Source organism: Chryseobacterium sp. Marseille-Q3244 (assembly GCF_940807095.1).
Taxonomy (GTDB): domain Bacteria; phylum Bacteroidota; class Bacteroidia; order Flavobacteriales; family Weeksellaceae; genus Chryseobacterium.
Genome location: NZ_CALNWX010000016.1, coordinates 1 through 20,050 on the forward strand (window position 1 = coordinate 1; position 20,050 = coordinate 20,050).

Here is a 20,050-nt window from a genome sequence, read left to right on the forward strand (position 1 = left end):
TCATCAAGAATATCTTTACATCTTGTATTTTCCAATAAAAAAAACCTCCGGAATTTAATTCCAGAGGTTTCTTATATATTTTTTTGCATATTATTTTTTTTCTAATTCTTCTTTTTTATCCTCCTCTTTCTCAGGGAAGATAACAGATAGAAGAACAGAGATCACCAATACTCCACCTACAATTCCTAATGAAATTGGGGAAGGGATATGAATCCATGGTGCAATAAGCATCTTAACTCCGATGAATGAAAGAATAATTGCCAATCCGTACGGAAGCTTGCTGAACATGTGGATAAAGTTGGCCAATAGGAAATATAGTGATCTAAGACCTAAAATAGCAAAGATATTTGATGTGTACAGGATAAACGGGTCATTTGAAATGGCAAAGATCGCCGGAATGGAATCTACTGCGAAAAGAACGTCCGTAAATTCAATTACACCTACAACCACTAATAGTGGTGTAGCCATTTTAATCCCATTCTGAATCGTGAAGAACTTATCCCCATCATAATTATCAGAAACTTTCCAAAAGCTTTTGATTAGTCTTGCCCCTGCTGTATTACTGTAGTCTTCATCATCGTCATCTCCTCCGTCACCCCATGATTTGATTCCCGCATATACAAGGAATAAACCGAATAAGGTCATTACAACATTAATTTTTACTGCTTCTCCGAAAATGTTCATTTCAGGAAGATATGTAAGGTTAATCAGCCCAACTCCCGCAAAGATAAATATCGCTCTGAAGATCAATGCTCCGATAATTCCCCAGAAAAGTACTTTATGGTGAAGGAATTTCGGAACTTTAAAGAATCCGAAAACAAGGATAAATACGAATAAGTTATCTACAGAAAGGGCTTTTTCAATCCAATAAGCCGCCTGATACTGGGTAAACTTTTCTACTGCCAGGGCATGACTTTCAGGGGTACCGTCTGTATTGAAAACCCAATACACAACGCCCGAGAATATCATAGACAGTGAGATCCATACAATAGACCAGATGGTAGCTTCTTTGGAAGAAACTTCATGGCTTTTTTTGTTGAAAACTCCTAAATCCAGGAGTAACATGATAACGACTGTTACCGCAAATCCCCACACCAAGCCAGGGTGCAGATCTAAAATACTTTGATGTTCCACTTGAGTTATGTTATTATATGATAAAAGCAATAGATGTACAGAGTACAAATATTGCTATTTTATTTCACTTTTATGTATAAACGATTATAAATAATTCATCTGTACGGTTTGGATCGTCTGCTCCAGTTTTCTGTCTGCTGTAGGATCTCCAATCGCATTGAATTTCCACTCTCCATTTCTTCTGTAGAAAACACCCATTACCATAGCAACATGTCCTTTGAAAGAAGCATCATTCGCAATATCATATTTAGCAAAAACCTCCTTTACGTTCGTTGGAGTTCCTTCATAAATACGGATAGAAGCAAAAGGAATAGTTCCAAAATCCTGGCCTCTGTAGCTGTTCAATACCATTGCTACGTGATCTACATTAGAATCAAGGTTATTGAAATCAACAGTAATTACTTCGTTATCTAAACCGTCGTCTCCATCTACGTCACCAGTAAGGTCGTCTCCACTGTGTCTTACAGATCCATTTTTAGATTTCAGGTTTCCGAAATAGATCACTTCCGTTACATTTTTATTGGAATCATATAAAATACAGCTTCCGTCTAAGTCTACTGCCTCTTTTTTAGTTCCGAAAAATCCTTTTTTTTCAATTGCTCCCCAGTTGATTCCTACACAAGCCTGGGAAAGTTCAGCTCCGTTTTCTTTTTTAAGGTTGATTCTCTGACCTTTTTGTAAGTTGATAGCCATCTTTTTATGTTTAGTTGTTATTTACATTTTTTGCGAAAAGCCAATACGCTTAACCGCTTGTTTCAAATTTCGTATTATTGATTATTCAGGTTTAGATTAAGCATCGCCCGCAGAATATTTGTTTCTTCATCGAAATCAAATATCTTGCTCATAATGTCTATATTTTCTAAATTTTTGATATAATCTTTCAAGACTCCTTCTACCTCTGGAGGTAAATTGCGTTTTCTTTCATTCATTGTATTTTCCAGCTGTTCGTTTTTATTCTTAAGCTGATCTATAATGGTACTCTGATTAGACTGGTTTTCAGAAGTGTCAAGCTTATCCAAATCCTTATCGAAAAGATAAAGCTTTTTATCATCTACACTGAAAATAAAATAATCATCAGACTGAAAGATCTTGAAAAGTTCATATTCATGAGTTCCGATCACATAGCCACAGACAAAACGGACTTTAAATCCTTGTATGTTCAACCTTCCCAACAGTTTTCTTTCAATAGAATAATCTTTATACTGATAAGCCGGAAAAGATTCGGCTTTCAGCAGAGATTCATCTGCCTCTAACCTGTAAAATTCCTTTGCATATTTTTTATGAAAGTAGAGAACATTCTCCCAATTGGCTGTAAAGATATCTTCCGTAAGGTCTTTATACAGAGCTTTCATATGTTGTGAAAATATACCGCTGTACATTTTCCTATCGGTCTGAAAACTATCTGCCTGTCTTTCTTCAAAACCTGAAATATATTTTTTGTTGATGTCAATTTCATTAAGGACCGCCAGCATATCATTTTCCTTTTGCCTTTTTATTTTGGTCAAAAGCTCAATGAGACTGTCGGTATACTGTAAGTGGAAAAGCTCAAGTTTATTGTAATCAAGGGCCGTATTTTCCTGGAACAGATTGTGGATAATATCGGTTTTGATGTAAATGGATATTATATCAATATGTTCAAAAAAATTAGCCAGAAGTTTAAGTCTTGTTAACCTTCTTTTGCTCTGTGACAATATGGTTGCTGCATCTTCCCCCACCGTAGTACCCTATAAATTAACCTCTGACATTCGCTTTTAATTCGTGCTCTAATGTCTGAAGATCCTGATCCAGTTTTCTTCTGTTATCAGCTCCCTGTTTCTGAATCTGTTTCACTTCATTTAATGTGTTGATCAGCATTGAAGTTGTTTCTTTCAATGTTTCTACAGAGACAATAGTTTGTTCATTGGCTCTTGCCACGTTAATTGAGTTCTGACCAAGACGCTCTGCATTCTTTCTTAAAATCTCTTCTGTAGTAGAAGATACTTTCTGCTGGATTTCAATATTCTGCTGCTGTCTGTACATCGCAACGGCAAGTGAAAGCTGGTTTTTCCATACAGGAAGTGTAGTGGTAAGAATAGTCTGCGCTTTTTCTGCAATAGAAACGTTGTTATTCTGAACCAGTCTGATCTGTGGAAGTGACTGCATCATAATTACACGTACCACCTTAAGATCAGCCATTCTGCGGTCTAATCTTGCAATAAAGTCTCTCTTATCGGCAATCTGATAATCCTGGAAACTCTCAGGGCTTGCCTCCATCTGAGCTAATTCTACAGCAGCTCTTTCCATTCTGATATTTCCTGCAATCACAAGGTCCTCAATTTGCTTGATAGAGTTTACATTGCTTTCAAAAATAGTCTGAAGCACTGCATTATCCTTTGTAGAAGTGATGATTCCTGCATTTACTTTATAAGAGATCTGCTCAATATTATTGATGATCTTGTCATATTTTGTAAACAAATTTTCTACCTGAGTGATTACCTTCTTCATGAATGGCAACTTGCTTAGGAAACTTTTTACTTTATTTCCGTTCAGTTCCTCTACATCTACATAGTTCAGCTCTACCAAAAGGTCATTGATCAATCCACCAACTTCTCCTGAGTTAGATCTTCTTACATTCCCTAAGAAACTATCACTCTGATTGGTTAATGTTTTTTGAAGTTCAGCTCCGAAATTTACAATAGATCCCGGATTAGCTTCATCAATAGAGTTCGCTAAAACTTCATATTTCTGGCGTTCTTCTGACTGTAACTGAGTCAAATTTACATTTCCTTCTCTGTCTACCAATACTGCTGGCGCTGCATTTTGAACAGGCTGAGCCGGTGTTGGAGGAACCATTGGAGTAGGTTCAAATGTTCTAAGAGGTTCAATTGATCCTAGTGGATCTATCGGTTGATTTTCTTGATTGTCCATAATTACTTCTGATAAATTGATACAAATTTTTCAAGGCCGTCTCTCTGTCCTGCTCCAACTGCCTCAAATTTCCATTCTCCGTTTCTGTTGTAGATTCTTCCGAACTCTACTGCTGTTTCGATTGAGAAATCTTCGTCCAATTCATATTTTAAGATTTCTTCATTCGTATCTGTATTGAAAATTCTGATGAAAGAATTTCTTACCTGCCCAAAGTTTTGTCTTCTTGAATCTGCATCGTGGATGGTTACTACAACCGTAATTTCCTTTACTGCATTATCAATTTTCGTAAGATCAATCTTGATCTGTTCATCATCACCAGCACCTTCTCCTGTAAGATTATCTCCAGTGTGGACTACAGCTTTATCCGGAGATTCCAGGTTGTTATAGAAAATAAAGTGATTATCTGAAACTAGTTTTTTATCATCTCCCAGCAAAAATAAAGAAGCGTCAAGGTCAAATGCTGTTCCTGTAGAAGTATTATTGAGATCCCATCCTAAACCTACAGTAAATTTAGGGGCGTTAATATTTTCTCTTTGTCCTTTTTGTAAGTTAATAGCCATAATATAATTCCGTTTGTGTTAAAGTATTGATGTTATTTTTATATTCTTTTATTAAATGATAATTGTTACTGATAGCAAGTTCTACCAGGAGATCCATCTGCTCTTTTTTTACTTTAGACGTAAGATAGTCAAAATTACTTGAATCTAACCCTAAAATATATTTTACAATCCTTGTATTGAACTGAAAACTGGACTTGTTCATCACTTCTGCAACATGTTTTACATTTTTCACTGCATAATAATTAAAAAAGTTCTCAATTTTAGGATCGAGATCAAAATTCATTAGTTCAGCATAATACAGGAACATGAAATCTGCCTCCACCTCATATTCATTCAGGATTCTGTTCACAGTATATTCGTGACTTCCTGTAATTTTTATATCGTCTATAAAAATACAAAGTTTTCCTCTTAAAAAATCTTTATCAATGTAATAAGTATCATTGGCTATCAGATTTTTACGATCCTCGAAATTAAGGTTCCCATAATCTGTGATATACGTATGATTTCTGTTGATTTTAGATAAAATACTTGATTTTTTTTCCTTTTGAAACAGATAATAGTCCAAATGTTTTTTAAAGTAAAAGCATAAAAAATTGGAAGCTGTAGGAATGGCCATATAAGGACTTGGAAGCACTACAATTTCTTTATCTGTATTTAAAAGGTGTTTATTTTCGGAAATAAATCCGTCGAATAATTCTTTTGCAAATTTTTCAGCATACGACTTATCGCCATACTTGAAATAGCTGTATTCTGCGGGTGAGAAAGTGAACTCATCCGCTGAATGAATGTGGTGTAAGCTGTATCTTGTGTTCATGTTTATGGTTAGTGTTTTAGTAAATGTGCGCTGAACCCGAAGTCAGTTGCTCCTTTATAGTCGGCAACAGGATTGTCTCCGATATGCAGAATCTGGCTTAATGGAAGATCCTGATTTTTAATCTTATTCTTTACTTCCTGAAAAATAAGCGGGTTCGGTTTAGAACAGTTGATTTCATCAGAATAAATATGAAAATCAATATACTGATCCAGATTTTCATGAATCAGAAACTTTCTCATTGTTTTTCCTTTGATAAATCCTGTATTACTCAGAATATTGATGGTTTTTCCCTGATTTTTAATTTCATCAAAAAAATCATGAATATTTTCAAAAATGATAACAGGTTTATATTCTAAAAACAATTCTTCACTTTTTTGATAAAACTCATTAAGCTTTTCCTTATCAAAAAGCTTTATATCTACATTATTTAAAGCTCCCAAAATCATCAGATAGATCTCAAAAGTGTCTATATTCCCCCCTGTAACCTCATTAATGTTATTGCAAAGATCATCGTAATATTTTACAGTTCTTGCAACCACTTCAATCGGTGCATCCAGATTAAAAAATGAGGAGAACAGCTCAACTCTTTTTGTTTTAAATTCAGGATGAGATTTGATTAGGGTGAGCCACAGGTCAAAGGAAAAATGACAGTGGTTATGAATGTCGATATCTGTTTTCAATATGTTTTAAGTTAAAAGTTTTATTTAGCTTCTTGAAAAAGATTTAAAATTTATTAATCATCAAAAAGTGTTTCATTTTCTATTCTTCCCAAAGATAAAATTTTTATCAGAAATGCATTACTTTCCCTCTCTGTTTTAAGATATTTTATGATTTTAATGAAGAAAGGATAAAAAATAAGGACTGTAGATTTTTCTTACAGTCCTTGTCTGGTTATGAATATTTATTTACTTTCTTGAATTGTCAACTATTTCAGGATTCACTATTCACTTGCGAAACAAAACTCACAATGACATCCCTATTATTTTTCCGGCATTACCTTATAAGTCGGATCTTCCTGAATATTAACTTCCACTACAGCTTCAGCATTTTTCAGCATTTTGCGGCAATCTTCACTAAGATGGCGAAGGAATACTGTTTTCCCTTGTTGTTTGTAGCGTTTTGACAATTTATCTACAGCATCTATTGCACTCATATCTACAATACGGCTTTCTTTAAAGTCTACTACCACTTCATCGGGATCATTCATCGGATCAAACTTATCAGCAAATGCAGTCACTGAACCGAAAAACAACGGACCAAATATTTCATAATGCCTGATCCCATTCTCATCGGTATATTTTCTTGCACGGATTCTTTTGGCATTGTCCCAGGCAAATACTAAAGCCGCAATAATCACTCCTACTAAAACCGCCAATGCAAGATTATGCAATACTACAGTAATTAAAGCCACTGTAATTCCTACCAATATATCTGACTTCGGCATTTTATTTACAATCCGGATAGAAACCCATTGAAAAGTACTGATAGCCACCATCATCATTACACCTACTAACGCTGCCATTGGAATTTTTTCAATGATAGGTGCTCCAAATAGAATAATCAATAAGATCATGATGGAAGCGATAATTCCTGACAGTCGTGCTCTGGATCCTGCATTAAGATTCACTAATGTCTGGGCAACCATAGCACAGCCTCCCATTCCACCGAAAAATCCGTTGGTAATATTAGCTAATCCCTGCGCTACGGATTCTTTATTGGCATTTCCCTTGGAATTGGTAATCTCATCCACCATAGATAAAGTCAGCAATGATTCAATAAGACCAACCCCAGCCATAATTAATGCATAAGGAAAAATGATCTGTAACGTTTCCAGAGAAAATGGAATTTGTGGAATATGGAAACTTGGAAGACTTCCGCTGATATGGGCAATATCTGCTACTGTTTTCGTTGAGATATTAAATCCAAGAACTATAGCAAATACAACAATAATGGCTACCAACGATGCAGGAACAGCTTTTGTAATCTTAGGAAAGAAATAGACAACGGCAATGGTGAGTGCCGTTAAACCTCCCATGATGTATAAAGGTGTTCCCTGAAGCCAGTTTACCACTCCATTGGTATCTGTAATTTTAAACTGTTCAATCTGGGCCATAAAAATAATAATGGCCAACCCGTTCAGAAATCCATACATAACGGGCTGTGGAATAAGCCTGACAAATTTTCCCAGTTTAAAGATTCCGACAAGCATCTGAAGAATTCCGGCAAGAGCTACAGTAGCAAAAAGATATTCTATTCCATGGGATTTTATAAGGGCAATTAAAACAACAATCGTGGCTCCTGCTCCTCCTGAAACCATTCCCGGACGGCCTCCCAAAACAGCTGTTACGATTCCCATAAGACATGCCGCATACAATCCTGTAAGTGGTGAAAGTCCTGCCAGAATAGCAAATGAAAGTGATTCAGGAATCATGGTCATGGCTACGGTAAAGCCAGCCAGCAATTCATTTTTATAATTTATTTTTTTCGAAAAATCGAATAAGCTGATAGTATTCTTCATTGAAGTGCAAAGGTATATACTTGCTTAAGGGTATACAATTTTTGTATTCAAATTTTACTCATTTTTTTATTCTTCAAATAATTCACACATATGTTCAAATAATATGTTAATTTTAATTAAAATTTCTTCATAAACATACTTTTTTATGTTTATAAGTGTCTTCGCTTTCAATTTTTGTTTAAATTTGAAAGCAATTAAGCAGATTATTTGGTACTAAACAAGATATTCTAAACATAAAAAACTGGTTGTCAACACATACAACCTTTCAACACACAAGCTTAACGTAAATAAAATTGCATGAAACAACTTTAATAGGTCATATATTATTTACGCAAATGGTAGAAAAAAGAAGTTTGAAAAATAAGATGAGCGGTTACCCATTGGAAATAATGCATATACCTAAAAGTAAAATACCTTTTAAGATTAAGCTGTCCTGATCTATTTCCAAAGATTTTATAAAGGATTCAAAGTTTTTTGAATGATATCCGTTATCCTCTGATTTCGAAACGAAGTGCATTACATCATGTAATACATTATAATATATATAACCTATTTTATGTTTTCTAATGCATAAGTTTAATAAATAGATAATATTAAATAAAAATGTTATATAAAGAGATCCATATTGGAAAGTTTATTAAAGAGAGGGTTGATGAAAATGAAATAACAATGGAGAGGATATGTAAATTCCTGGACAGAGATGAAGATGCTATAGAAGGGATGTACAATAGCAAATCAATAGACGCGGATCTTCTCCTTAGATGGAGCAAATTATTGGAATATGATTTTTTCAGACTGTACAGTTCGCACTTAATTTTATACGCTCCTCCGGCAGCTGCCAATAAAAATCAACAAAAATCTGACAAGATTCCTTATTTCAGAAAAAATATTTATACTCAGGAAATTAAGGAATTCATTATGAAAAGAATTCTTTCAGGAGATATGACCCAGAGTGAGGTGATTAAGGAGTATTCTATTCCAAAAAGTACACTTCACAGATGGCTTCAGAAAAGTGATATTAATGGATAAACTGATAAAAGATGCGTCCCAATTATAAAAAGATATACCAGGACATGCTTAAGATGGAATATCCTGAAAAGCTAAAGGATCCCAAAATAAAAGAGCTTCTCGGAAAACTGGACACGAGTGAAGATGTATTGAAATTCAATGACAGGCTTTTCAAGCCTTCCAGGGAAAGCCAGAAAAACAATCAGAAACTTAAGACTTATGACAAAAAAACAATGCTTAAACTTCTTGAATATCAAAAGAAGCATGGGCATTCTACCAGTTATATGTCTAAAAAATATAAGATCAGCAGAACGACTCTCTCAAAATGGAAACTGATGTTTGAAGAAGAGCTGAATCATGCCATGAAAAAAGCCGATAAATAACTTATCGGCTTCTCTTTTTTATCATAAAACAAGGCAACAGGCAAATAGTGATGTCGTGCTCTACCAGCTGAGCTACTCTTCCTATGTTTTGGAGTGGAAGAGACGGGATTCGAACCCGTGACACCGTCGTGATGAATGAAGTAGCACTATTCTACGACACTTGTTTTTTTTTGAAAAAAGAGGCAAAAAGATAAAAAGACTTCCAGATCATTTTCACAATCTGTTCTGGAATCGAACCAAATTAAACCGAAGTAAGTCTTTTCTACGGCACTCTTCTAGTGATAAACAGCAAGGCAATCAGTTAAACAGACTCATATTAACAGCGTACTCTCTTTACACTATCTGCTTCCGCAGAACAGGACTTGCACCTGTACCTCTGTTACCCTACGAAGTAATTCTGTTTTACGGCACTTGCTGGTAGTTATCAATTCATGGTTATTAGTTTAGGTTACAAATTTATAGGGTTACTGCGCATTCTTTTTACGCAGTCCATTTTTTTATAAAAACCAAGCAACAAATCATAAGAGTAATTAATGTTTCAATTGGAAGTTGACGATGAAACTCTTACTAACGGCATTGGTTTGTTTTTACCGGGTAATTTGACAAAAGACACGGTCAGTTTGGAATCGAAGTAAGTCTTTTTTACGACACCGGTAATATTAACATTGCAAAATTATCATCTAAGTACGCATTTTTTTACGCAGTATTTTTTTTATTCAATACCGGACATATGTTTTGAAATTTTCTCAGCATGGTTAATTTTCATTTTTTTCAAAATATTTAAAATTCTATTTTTAAAACGAACTTGATGTTGAATCACTTTTCCCAACTCGGTTTGAAATTCTGATTCTTCCACTTCAAATCTTACTTTTACATTTTTCACCTCATTAATATTGATTTCTGTATAGTCTGAAAAACTAATGACTCCGTTTTCTCTTTTATACAGAACCCAGGGATGACCAATCCACATTTCTGCCCATCCGAAAGATCTATTATCTACCACTTTCTGCCAATTTTCTACATTCTCAATATCGCCACAACAACTTGGATGGATAAGAATCTCATCATCTTTTTTTAATACGATTCCGCCATCAAAAGATAAGACAAAACCGTTTTCATCAGGGTCATCAAATTCTACTTCACTCAGTTTTGCAGCTACAATGATGTGTAAACTTTCATCATCAATAGTTTTAATATCGACCAGATTGGAACCTTTTTGAATTTCATTAAAATTGAAGGTAAGCCGGGAAGCTGTTTCTGTCCATTTCAAAAACAATTCTTCTGAGTCAGGATAATCAGCAATTTGGAGTAATTCAAAATCTTCTTTGGAATATTTTAACGGATTAATTTCTATGGTGTTAATAAGCTCTATCATAATCTATCTCTTCATTTACTAGCCCCGATTGCAGCGGCATCCTTTTTCTGAATTGACCTAAGAAAGGCGAAAAAGATATAGCGGAAAGCGGGAATAAGCTCCTAAATATACTAATGATTTATAACATCCTCCTGTTAATAATAAAACTTATCATTACTCATTTTTTCTAAAGTGCACTCCCTTCTTACATTTCAACGAAAAGCAGTGCCTTTTACAACACTACTTTTTCAATCATTTCAAGAGCAGATTTTTGATCTTCCAAGGCATTCAATACATCGAAAATCTTGTCTGACCAGCCTGCAATAAGGTATACATCATTTCTTTTGACATCAATGGGTGGTCTTCCATATCCTGCCAAATCAAAAATATAAAGTTTAGCCTCAGGAGCTATCGTCTTATACTTGTTCCATGTATCTTCAAAAGAGTTTCCTCTTCCACTGCTATCCCACATTTGAGTATCAGTGAACAGCATTACTTTATCCACGATTTCTTTTCTTTTGATCAGATCTTCGATAACCAGATAACCATTGGTTGAATATCCTACTTCACCTTCTCGTTTGTAGAAGGCTTCTACATTGTTAAGAATACCTTGTTTTGGCATCGCAACGCGCAACCATCGATCACCGAAGATTCCTGTAGTCACATTTTGACACTTCGACTGCAAAATCATAGACATCAATAAACCGATATCATACAGTAAAATTTTACTCTTAGGAGAAACTGATTTCTGCATAGAACCAGAAACATCCGCTGCAATCACTACCGAGGTATTGAAACCGAAACCTTTGATATTTTGAGCACTTGCTACTAAAGCTTCTTCCAGTGCACTCCAAACAGAAGACAGATAAGGAGAATCTACCTTTTTCAATTCTCTGTATGCTGCCAGGAAACGGAAAGGCAATTGTTTTGAGTTGCCCACTGCTCTTTCATCTGACAGATAACTGCACACTTTACTCATGGCTTCAGGAGATACTCCGGCTTCAAGGATATTTCTCAGGTTTCGTAAGGTGGCCATATATCCCAGTTTATTACTGAAGATCAGTTCTTCCCATTTATTTTTGAAAGCCTGTTTTCTTTCTACCTCATCTGTAAATTTTTTCTGTCCCAATACTGAAAGTTCAACTTCCCATGTATAAGGAGTATCCAGAATGTCATATACAATCTTGTTGAAAATGGTCTGCTGGTTCTCATCTTTTGCTTTTGGGTGAACCAGAAAGAGGGCATCTTTCAAGGTTACGGCTCCTTTTCTATTGTATTTGGCGAATTGATATTCATCAAATTTATTGAAGGATTTCGCCAGACCTTTCTGAACCTGTTTGGATAACCTGTTCAATTTCTTGGTTTCCGTTCTTTCATTAGCAAGCTGATAATACGCTAACATTTCCGTGATCTCATCAGCTCTCTGAACAATACCCTCTACGGTTCTGCTCACCAAATCGGTACCCGTAGCCTCCTTCGCCAATTCTGTAGCCAAAACCAAAGGAATGGAACGCAAATGCATATCTTTTCTTGCATAAACAGCCAGTTTCGCTACAAATTCAGGATCATTTTTCTGAATCAGAGATTGTATTCTCTCTAGTCTGTCATTTCCTTTTTCATAAGTAATATCTGACAGCCCTGTTGTAACCACAGCACTATACAATTCTTCTGCAGGTGTCATCACATAAGCTTTTGCACCTTCGTGGTTGGTTACCACTATTTTTTCTTTTTTTAGAAAGTTAAATTTCATGAGTTACTGTTTTTATTGGTAAACATTGGAAAGGCTATTGCTTCCTCTCTGATTTCTGATGCAAAGTAAAAACAGTATTACGCAGTCTTTTTGCGTAGATTATTTCTTTCGAAAAATTTTTGTTTTTTTTCAAATTGATGGGTAGAAAAATTTTTAAAGCTTTCACAGATTTTGCTGATGATGCAAATCTTTTAGGTTTGTGTTGATGCTTAGGTTTTGGCTAAAACCCATGGAATTTATTTTTTTTATTGGCCGGGCTAAAGCCCGACTCTATTGATGTTGATATCCGTATGGATAATAGATGTTTAATAGCAATACTTTTTACTTACTCATCAATAACTTCCTTCTATCATTCGTTTTCATGAAAGAAATCGTTATTATCAGGCTTTTCAGCATGTGTTTCCTAGCTTTGTCCGTATTAAAATTAAAGCTATGATTAAAGGATTATATGAAACCCATGTTCAGGTAAGTGATTTGGAAAGTGCTATTCAGTTTTATACCGAAGTATTAGGTTTGAGATTGGCTCACAGAGATGAAACAAGGCCTATCGCATTTTTATGGATCGGGGAAGAGAAGGAATTTATGCTTGGATTGTGGGAGCAGAAAGAAAATCTTCAGACCAGACATTTCGCATTTACAAGTACAAAAGAAGATATCTTAAATTATTCTGTAAAGTTCTTAGAAAACAAGAGTTTAAAACCCTATAATTTTCTGAAAAACGGAAGTATAGAACCTATGGTATTTGCATGGATGCCTGCGCTGGCTATCTATTTTAATGATCCGGACGGTAATCAGCTGGAGTTTATTTCTATTCTTGAAGGTGACGGGAAACCTGAATTGGGGGTTCTTTCTTATGAAGAGTGGATAGGGCAAACACAAAGTTGATCATCTATATAGCCACGAATGCACGAATATTTTATTCATTCGCGCATTCGTGGTAAAAATATCAGCATTATAGTATGTTCAATATTATTTCTTAGTGGCTGTTAACAAGTTTCTTCACTGCCAGGACATGTTTACAAGGGCCTCTTTCGCCCTGATATTTACTGAACCACTCACAGGTACAACGTTCTTTATCTTCTTCAAGAATTACGGTATGATGTACTCCTGTACCTTCTACCCTGGCTTCTGTTCTTTCTTTAGTGTTATTTAAAATCTCTACTTTTCCATCTTCAATCAGCTTTTCAGCATTTTTCATGCGGGGATTCAGTCCTAAAATACGGTTCAGTTTAAAAGGTAATCTACGGTAGAAAAACTCATTTTCATCCAGGTCATATCCTAATAATCCCATTGCGGCTAATCTTCCTGTCAGGTTTTCGGTTGTACTCAAGCTAAGATTCTGTTCCAGCGCCAAAACGGTTGCGCTGAACGACTGGTTGGCATAAGCATATTTATCCAATGCATCAATCCATTCATCCGAAACCTCAGCAGCCAGGCTGTTCAATACCGCCCCTTCTCCGGAAAACCCACGCCAGCTTTCTCTTGATAAGGAAAAACTGAATCTTATATTCCCCATATAAAGCTGCCAGGTTGTAGACTGCATATTGGGATGTGAGAAGACCTGCATACAATCAATATAGGGTAACAAAGGTTCCAGCAAACGAAGCCTGTGAAGTCCTCCAACACAAACAGTATCAGCAGATTTCACAGGAGAAAACATAGGTTTATTTCCTCTTACAATAAGGTAGTAATCCGACTTTACCACTCCTTTCGGCATTCCCCTAAACAATTGCTGGGTTTGAATCTTATTAAAAATATGTTGTTTTTCTGATTCGGAAAGGTAAATCTGAACGGTCCCAAGACCTTTGATCCATTTTACCGGTAAAGGGACTTTTCTTTCTACCACTTTCTTCTCTTCCTTATACAATCCTACTTCTTTTTCCCCTACGGAAAGCATGACTTTTTCATTAGGTCGAATACTTCCCAAAGCAGTTATCATAGGTTGATTAAAGTCTACATTGGTTGTTCCGTTTTCCAGAAACTCTCCATCCAATCCATCAGGGAGAACATCTACACGGGCATATACTCCGGCACAGTGAGAAAAGCCCTCAAAACGAAGCCTCTCATTTCCAGCAGTCACAATAGGGTCTTTCAAAAGTGCCATCTGAAATGGTGACAAACTGAAACTTGATTTTACAATATTGGAAAGTGTAATCAGACAACGGGCTAATATAAAAGGCTGACCTACATTTCCCCAGAAGAAACAGGGAACATCAGTCTTTTTCTGGATCTCGCTGTATTGGGCAAGAAACAGTTCTTCAAGAGCATCTTTCTTTACGAATGAGGATGACCTTGAATAGTTATAAGTAAGCATATCTTCCATAATTTATTTTTTTAGAAGATGATTGCAGATTTTCTTCAGGCTCGAGTTTTCTTTCCAGTCGCTAAGTTTTTCAATTACTTTTTTATCGGCTTCCGACTGGTTTAAAGCCAATACTTCATGATACACCTCCAACAATTTCTTCAGATTGGTAACAGGTTTATCCATCTGAAGCAGGATGCTGGAAATTAATTCTTCCAGTGCAATATTATGATTTTTACTCACATTCAGCATCTGATGTTGGATAAGATCTGTAAATCTCTTTATAGGAGCCCACTCCAGTTTTTCATGGGTACCGATCACTTTTCCTAATCGGGCATTATCTATCATCTTATGAGAAACCTGTTCCAGCCAGATTTCAGCAGCCGTTCCACGGATCGTTTTATCTCCATCCAGGAAAATAGTTCCCAAAAACAGATAGCCCATTTCATCCAAAGGTTTTTTAACCTGGTAAAGGGCCTGTGCTGTATTCAAGACCATGCTTCTTTCATAAACTTCAGCAATACCGGAATAGAAAAGACAGCTTTTAATCACTTTTGCCAAAGCATTTCCCAAGGTATTCGGAAAGCACCACATCATACCGATGGTTTCTGAAAGTTCTCTTGGTTCAGCAATAAAATATTCCAGGAGCAGCGGATCTTTTCTTTTTTCAAAATGATATTTTGGAATCATAATATTCAGCTCAGCCGGATAGTATGAATTCTTCTTACTGTCAATAGTTTTCCATTGATAAACTCCTGAAAAGAATTCCGCCGGAATCGTATCATACCCAAAACCACTGAATTCTTTGAAAACAGTTTCCGGAGAGCGCGTAATTCCTGCAGTCATCCACCATGCAGGATGTTCAATTTTTCCTTTGGGCTCAGCATTTTTACCAAAGAAGAAAAGTAATAAATCTTTGTACTCACCTTCTAGTCTTTTTTCAGCCAATTGTAATGCTTCCGATGTGTTATCCAGAGCGCATCTCTGTAAAGCCAGCTGCATATCAAGGTGATGGGGCTCAATATTTTTCTTCTGATATATTTCCAGTCTTTCTACTAAAGTGACGGGAGAAATCCAGCAAGGAGCATGAGTAATAGCAAAAAGCAAAGGAACACTATCTCCTGCTTTTATTTTTTCATAAGTATATATTGCAAGCTCTTTAAAAGCTTTCATCACAGGGCTTCCTGCTCCCACTTTCGTTATGGGACCTAATTTTTTTTGATAGTTTGAATAGGTTTCCCTTGCAGTTTCCTCATTACTGGTCTTTTCATATATCTTGTCCAGATTTTTAAGTTGTACCGGATACTTTTCCAATAAATTCAATCCATAATTAATAATGAGATTACACAACAGGACATTCAGATATGGAACTTCCCATTTTGCAATGGTTTTACAGGCTTTCAGGAATACCGGCTCTATCAGTTTCACAGATTCTTCATTTACATCATTGGCAAAACGGGCAAATCCGGACAAAGCAGTATCACAGTGATGACTGTATGGATCTTCTATAGCCAAAGGCAGAAAGAACATCAAATCTTCAAAGCTTTCAAGTACTTTAACTTTATTATCTTCGGTAGTGAGGTATATTTTTTCCGAAACGATAGCTTCCAATTCCTGTGGTTTCTCTTCTATATAAGTTTCTAAAAGAGAACGTACATTTGTCAGTATATTGTCTGAATAATGGGAAATAGATTCCTTTACCGTTTTGGATGGCGGAATGTATTTCAGGATAATTTTGGCTGCTTTTGACTGTATTCCATCATCTTTGCTTACAAATGCAGAAGTTAGAGCTAGTCCTAATATTTCCGGATCAATTTTCTTATGTTGAAAGATTTTTTCTGTTAAAGCAAGACTGCCGATCACGACTGTTTTAACTTCTAAGCTCAGCAGATTAGGAAGGTAATGGGCAAATTCTTCATGTTTAAAGGCGGGACTTCCTACCATTTTCTTCAAATGGATAAGAATGGTATTTACTGCTTTTGACTGTGCAGATGTTAACCCGGCCAATAATTCATCCTGAAGTCCTATTAACTCCTCTTCTGTAGGTTTTAAAGCAGTAAAAGCATCCATAAACCATCCTGTCACATTCTTATTAAAATTTCTGTTGGCAGCCAGAAGGCATTCTCTTAAAAATCTTTTTCTTTCAATTTTTTGCTCTGTGACAAGCTTTTGTACTAATGGAAACCATTCTTTCTGGAAGGGTAATGATTTGGATGGATATTCACACAAGTACCAAAAATGAGTACTGAGTGTTTCAGGGTGCTGGTCAAGGTTAGCAGGATAATTACTCAGATGATGTCCCAGTAATTCCGGTTTTGGCTGGATATAGCCTTTTTCTGTCCATCCTAAAAGATGCTGATAATTAAAAGCAGTAAACTCCGCATCAATAGAATCGTTGATAAAGTCAGAAAACCAGTCGGGGCATCCCCATTCCAGTATCTGTTCTGTCTGTTCTATATTACGGAAAAGACTCCAGTAATTTTTACCAAAACTCTTTTGATCCATACAGACAAATGATGCAATATCAATAATAGAATGCTGATTCACAGAGCCTGCTGTATGGTAAGAATTTTTGGTCATGATGATCTTATTGATCTCACGATCCATTTTTTTTATCGTAGGTACTAATGTCTGCTTTTCTTCTACAGTAAGCTGTTTCAAAAAAGGGACAATCTCATGTATTTTTTCCTCATTAAGGATCTCATAAAGTCTTTCTTTCATGTGTTTTAATTTGATGTATAATTTTTTTCAGGTTATTCTCGTTTTCCCATTCTTTAAGAACTTCAGCAACTGTTTCATCTACCTTGGTTCTGTTTTGATTCAGTAATTCATAATAAAGCTCTAACAGCTTTTTAAGATTAAAAACCGGTTTTTCAACTGCTGAAAGAATGGATATCAGCAGTTTTTCAAAGGCTTGGTTATGACTGGTACTCAGATTAATAAATCCGGACAATCCATCTGTAAATCTTTTTACGGGAGCCCATTCAAAATTGATCTTTTTACCGATTACAATTCCCAGCTCCAGCATATTAAAATCTTCTGAAACAGCCCTATTAATAAGCACTTCAAAAGCTATACCAGAGAATGTTTTATCTTTATGAAATAACCCTGCAGACAGGATTAAATAATGCACAGACTGAAAAGGAAGATTCAGTTTCATCCACGAATCCAAAAATTCTATATTCCCTTTTATATCGTACTGATAAGTAGAACAGGATAAATCGCCATTATATTTTCTTGCAGCTAAAGACCCTGAAAAATAAGGTACAGTATATAAAGTTCGAATCAGATCATCCTGGTAGATCGTATGATAAGAATTGAAAAGATAATCCAGGAATGAAGCATTTTCCGGCAATTCCTTGTTATTATCAATAGCGATTAATGACTCTGGAACTTCTTCGGTAGTATTCCATTTATATATTTTTTTGTATCCAAGTTTCCAGTCGAAACTTCCATCAAGAAATTCTTTTTTATAACGTTCTGAAAAATAGTTTTTCTCAAAAATCGGCTTAAGAAGATCAAAATATTCTTCATTAAGCTGTTCTTTGGCGTACTTTTCTCCTTTTTTCAGATTCTGATTTTCTACTCTGAGCAGGGCAATTTCCAGATCAAAAGCAATAGGTTTTTCACCTTGCTGCTGATAAATTTTTAATTTATCCACAAGGGTATTAAGAGTAATCCAGCAAGGCGTAAGCTCAGGAACTGAAAGTAATGGAAGTTGTTTATGTTCTTTTAAAAACTCAAAAATTCCTAACAAAAGCTGATGATAGGCTTTAAAAATAAAAGGTGTTCTTTTTTCGTTCCAGTTTTCGAATGTTGGAAATCCTAAATTAGCATCTGATAATATCTTTGATTTATTTTTTTGCTTTAGCAGGCCGTAATTAATAAGAAAGGTAGCCAGCAGATGTTGAAACCCTATCGTATCTTTCCTTTTGAAGGCAGCATTAAAGGCAGGCTCAAGCTGGTTAAAATGCTCTTCATCAAAATCACCATTGAATCTTATCAATGCATCCAAAAATAGATCAATGTGATACGTTTCATTATTATTGAAAATCTGAGAAGCCAGAAAAATAAAATCGTCTATGGACCCTATAGGAGGAATAGGCTGTGATACATGCCATGAAGCTGCTTCATAATTTTGTTCTTCTTTAATTTCAATGACTTTATTTTCTACAAGAAATTTCTGCAGTAAAGTTTGAGCATCAGAAAGAAGAGATCCAGTATAAAATGCCAGTTCTCTTCTTATCTTTTCTGATTTCGGATCTCCATACTTAACAATGATCTTTGCTCCTTTGGTTTGAAGTGCTTTGTCTTTATTCAGAAAAACAGGTATGAGAAACAGACTTACTGCTTCATGGTATTTATTATTCTCTTTCGCTATTTTTTCCAGAGCCTGAAGCAGTGCATTGACAATATTCTTGGTTGGAAGGGTCATTAAAGATGCTGTAGCCTGTAAAAAATCTTCTATTTTAAAATCTTTTTCTGCAATTACGGGATTGATAATTTTTAAAACTCCCGGAAACAGCGAATGTTGTGTGGAATGAAAGATCATATACAGCTCGCCCTGTAATTCCAGAGTTTCTTTGTGAGTAGGTTCCAGATATGCAAAAAGCTCAAGGAACCAAGCATTATGTTCTTTTGAAAAATTGAAATTGATAGCAGAAAGGCTTGCTCTAAGTACTCTGAAGCGGTCTATTTTCTTTTCCTGAACAAGGATTTTAAATACATCTTTCCAACTTCTGTCACGATAAACGGAGGTGATACTGCATTCATATTCAAACAAAAGCCAGATATGGGAGTCCAGTGTTACCGGATCTGTAAACAATATTTCTTCTGTTCTGGATGATGAGGAAAGCAATGACGCCCAAATTTCATCCTGAAGGGTAAGGTAGCCTTTACGCTTCCATTCCAATATTTTCAGATAATCGAATCCATCAAGAAATAAATGACTTTCTCCAATCCAATCAGGAATATAGGTTTCAAAAAGTTCATCAACCAACTCTATCGGAATGGAATAAAAACCTGGTCTCATCTTTTCATATTCCTCCTTCGTTTTACAGCATGCCAAAGCAGCCAACACAGATATTGTATTATGCCCCCATTCTTTATTGATGTGCTTCTTTAAAATGGCAGCAACTTCTTTTTTATCTTTGGGTGTAAGCTTCTTTAGAAAAGGAATGATTTCCTTGATTTTATAGTTCAAATATATCGCCTTAAACTCCTGATCAATAAGCATAAATTCATTCTTGGCGGCTAAAATAAAAAAAAATGACTGACAGGCAGTAAATTATCCCTAAAAAGTGAATTTTTTAACAAAACT

The 20,050-nt window shown here is 35.5% G+C and carries 16 protein-coding genes; 3 read left to right on the top strand and 13 right to left on the bottom strand.

What is annotated here, in order from left to right; translation table 11 throughout:
* Positions 1-90: 90 nt before the first annotated feature.
* The 8 genes from NBX25_RS20415 to NBX25_RS20450 form a co-directional block, all read right to left on the bottom strand.
* Positions 91-1,134 (bottom strand): TerC/Alx family metal homeostasis membrane protein, encoded by a 1,044-nt coding sequence (locus NBX25_RS20415; protein ID WP_123859128.1) that lies wholly within the window; start codon positions 1,132-1,134, stop codon positions 91-93.
* Positions 1,135-1,218: 84 nt separating this feature from the next.
* On the bottom strand, positions 1,219-1,827 hold the full coding sequence (locus NBX25_RS20420) for a TerD family protein (RefSeq protein ID WP_123908900.1): 609 nt from the start codon (positions 1,825-1,827) through the stop codon (positions 1,219-1,221).
* A gap of 74 nt (positions 1,828-1,901) precedes the next feature.
* Entirely contained in the window at positions 1,902-2,849 is a 948-nt protein-coding gene (locus NBX25_RS20425) for a hypothetical protein (RefSeq protein WP_123859126.1), read from the bottom strand.
* A gap of 16 nt (positions 2,850-2,865) precedes the next feature.
* Positions 2,866-4,041: a toxic anion resistance protein gene (locus NBX25_RS20430; RefSeq protein WP_185145894.1), complete on the bottom strand. Its 1,176-nt coding sequence runs from the start codon at positions 4,039-4,041 to the stop codon at positions 2,866-2,868.
* A gap of 2 nt (positions 4,042-4,043) precedes the next feature.
* A complete protein-coding gene (locus tag NBX25_RS20435; protein ID WP_123859125.1) occupies positions 4,044-4,601 on the bottom strand; it encodes a TerD family protein in 558 nt (185 codons plus the stop codon).
* A complete protein-coding gene (locus tag NBX25_RS20440; RefSeq protein WP_123908902.1) occupies positions 4,591-5,415 on the bottom strand; it encodes a phosphoribosyltransferase family protein in 825 nt (274 codons plus the stop codon). Before NBX25_RS20440 ends, NBX25_RS20435 begins: the two co-directional genes overlap by 11 nt.
* Positions 5,416-5,423: 8 nt before the next feature.
* On the bottom strand, positions 5,424-6,095 hold the full coding sequence (locus tag NBX25_RS20445) for an HAD family hydrolase (protein ID WP_250255231.1): 672 nt from the start codon (positions 6,093-6,095) through the stop codon (positions 5,424-5,426).
* Positions 6,096-6,394: 299 nt separating this feature from the next.
* Entirely contained in the window at positions 6,395-7,933 is a 1,539-nt protein-coding gene (locus NBX25_RS20450) for a SulP family inorganic anion transporter (protein WP_250255232.1), read from the bottom strand.
* A gap of 603 nt (positions 7,934-8,536) precedes the next feature.
* On the opposite strand from NBX25_RS20450, the gene NBX25_RS20455 reads away from it, so the two are divergent.
* Both NBX25_RS20455 and NBX25_RS20460 read left to right on the top strand, forming a co-directional pair.
* The gene (locus NBX25_RS20455; RefSeq protein ID WP_123908905.1) at positions 8,537-8,962 is read left to right on the top strand and encodes a transposase; all 426 of its coding nucleotides are present in this window, start codon (positions 8,537-8,539) and stop codon (positions 8,960-8,962) included.
* 44 nt (positions 8,963-9,006) lie between these two features.
* A complete protein-coding gene (locus NBX25_RS20460; protein ID WP_228412876.1) occupies positions 9,007-9,324 on the top strand; it encodes a helix-turn-helix domain-containing protein in 318 nt (105 codons plus the stop codon).
* A gap of 712 nt (positions 9,325-10,036) precedes the next feature.
* Here NBX25_RS20460 and NBX25_RS20465 read toward each other — a convergent pair.
* Together NBX25_RS20465 and NBX25_RS20470 are read right to left on the bottom strand one after the other, a co-directional pair.
* Entirely contained in the window at positions 10,037-10,699 is a 663-nt protein-coding gene (locus tag NBX25_RS20465; RefSeq protein ID WP_250255233.1) for a hypothetical protein, read from the bottom strand.
* Between the two features lie 211 nt (positions 10,700-10,910).
* Entirely contained in the window at positions 10,911-12,428 is a 1,518-nt protein-coding gene (locus NBX25_RS20470; protein WP_250255234.1) for a TROVE domain-containing protein, read from the bottom strand.
* A gap of 432 nt (positions 12,429-12,860) precedes the next feature.
* On the opposite strand from NBX25_RS20470, the gene NBX25_RS20475 reads away from it, so the two are divergent.
* Positions 12,861-13,313, top strand: a complete 453-nt coding sequence (locus NBX25_RS20475) for a VOC family protein (protein ID WP_250255235.1) — start codon at positions 12,861-12,863, stop codon at positions 13,311-13,313.
* Between the two features lie 91 nt (positions 13,314-13,404).
* On the opposite strand, the gene NBX25_RS20480 is transcribed toward NBX25_RS20475, so the two are convergent.
* From NBX25_RS20480 to NBX25_RS20490, 3 genes are read right to left on the bottom strand one after another with little or no spacing between them, the layout of a single operon-like run.
* On the bottom strand, positions 13,405-14,751 hold the full coding sequence (locus NBX25_RS20480; protein ID WP_250255236.1) for an SWIM zinc finger family protein: 1,347 nt from the start codon (positions 14,749-14,751) through the stop codon (positions 13,405-13,407).
* 3 nt (positions 14,752-14,754) lie between these two features.
* Entirely contained in the window at positions 14,755-17,451 is a 2,697-nt protein-coding gene (locus NBX25_RS20485; RefSeq protein ID WP_123908911.1) for a DUF6493 family protein, read from the bottom strand.
* Entirely contained in the window at positions 17,432-19,966 is a 2,535-nt protein-coding gene (locus NBX25_RS20490) for a DUF6493 family protein (protein ID WP_250255237.1), read from the bottom strand. Before NBX25_RS20490 ends, NBX25_RS20485 begins: the two co-directional genes overlap by 20 nt.
* Positions 19,967-20,050 lie beyond the last annotated feature (84 nt).

What these genes read in the sequence shown, in the direction of transcription:
- NBX25_RS20490 (WP_250255237.1), bottom strand. Translation starts at nt 19,966, where the DNA reads ATGCTTATTGATCAGGAGTTTAAGGCGATATATTTGAACTATAAAATC.
- NBX25_RS20435 (WP_123859125.1), bottom strand. Translation starts at nt 4,601, where the DNA reads ATGGCTATTAACTTACAAAAAGGACAAAGAGAAAATATTAACGCCCCT.
- NBX25_RS20420 (WP_123908900.1), bottom strand. Translation starts at nt 1,827, where the DNA reads ATGGCTATCAACTTACAAAAAGGTCAGAGAATCAACCTTAAAAAAGAA.
- NBX25_RS20450 (WP_250255232.1), bottom strand. Translation starts at nt 7,933, where the DNA reads ATGAAGAATACTATCAGCTTATTCGATTTTTCGAAAAAAATAAATTAT.
- NBX25_RS20475 (WP_250255235.1), top strand. Translation starts at nt 12,861, where the DNA reads ATGATTAAAGGATTATATGAAACCCATGTTCAGGTAAGTGATTTGGAA.
- NBX25_RS20430 (WP_185145894.1), bottom strand. Translation starts at nt 4,041, where the DNA reads ATGGACAATCAAGAAAATCAACCGATAGATCCACTAGGATCAATTGAA.
- NBX25_RS20440 (WP_123908902.1), bottom strand. Translation starts at nt 5,415, where the DNA reads ATGAACACAAGATACAGCTTACACCACATTCATTCAGCGGATGAGTTC.
- NBX25_RS20455 (WP_123908905.1), top strand. Translation starts at nt 8,537, where the DNA reads ATGTTATATAAAGAGATCCATATTGGAAAGTTTATTAAAGAGAGGGTT.
- NBX25_RS20465 (WP_250255233.1), bottom strand. Translation starts at nt 10,699, where the DNA reads ATGATAGAGCTTATTAACACCATAGAAATTAATCCGTTAAAATATTCC.
- NBX25_RS20470 (WP_250255234.1), bottom strand. Translation starts at nt 12,428, where the DNA reads ATGAAATTTAACTTTCTAAAAAAAGAAAAAATAGTGGTAACCAACCAC.
- NBX25_RS20460 (WP_228412876.1), top strand. Translation starts at nt 9,007, where the DNA reads ATGCTTAAGATGGAATATCCTGAAAAGCTAAAGGATCCCAAAATAAAA.
- NBX25_RS20485 (WP_123908911.1), bottom strand. Translation starts at nt 17,451, where the DNA reads ATGAAAGAAAGACTTTATGAGATCCTTAATGAGGAAAAAATACATGAG.
- NBX25_RS20480 (WP_250255236.1), bottom strand. Translation starts at nt 14,751, where the DNA reads ATGGAAGATATGCTTACTTATAACTATTCAAGGTCATCCTCATTCGTA.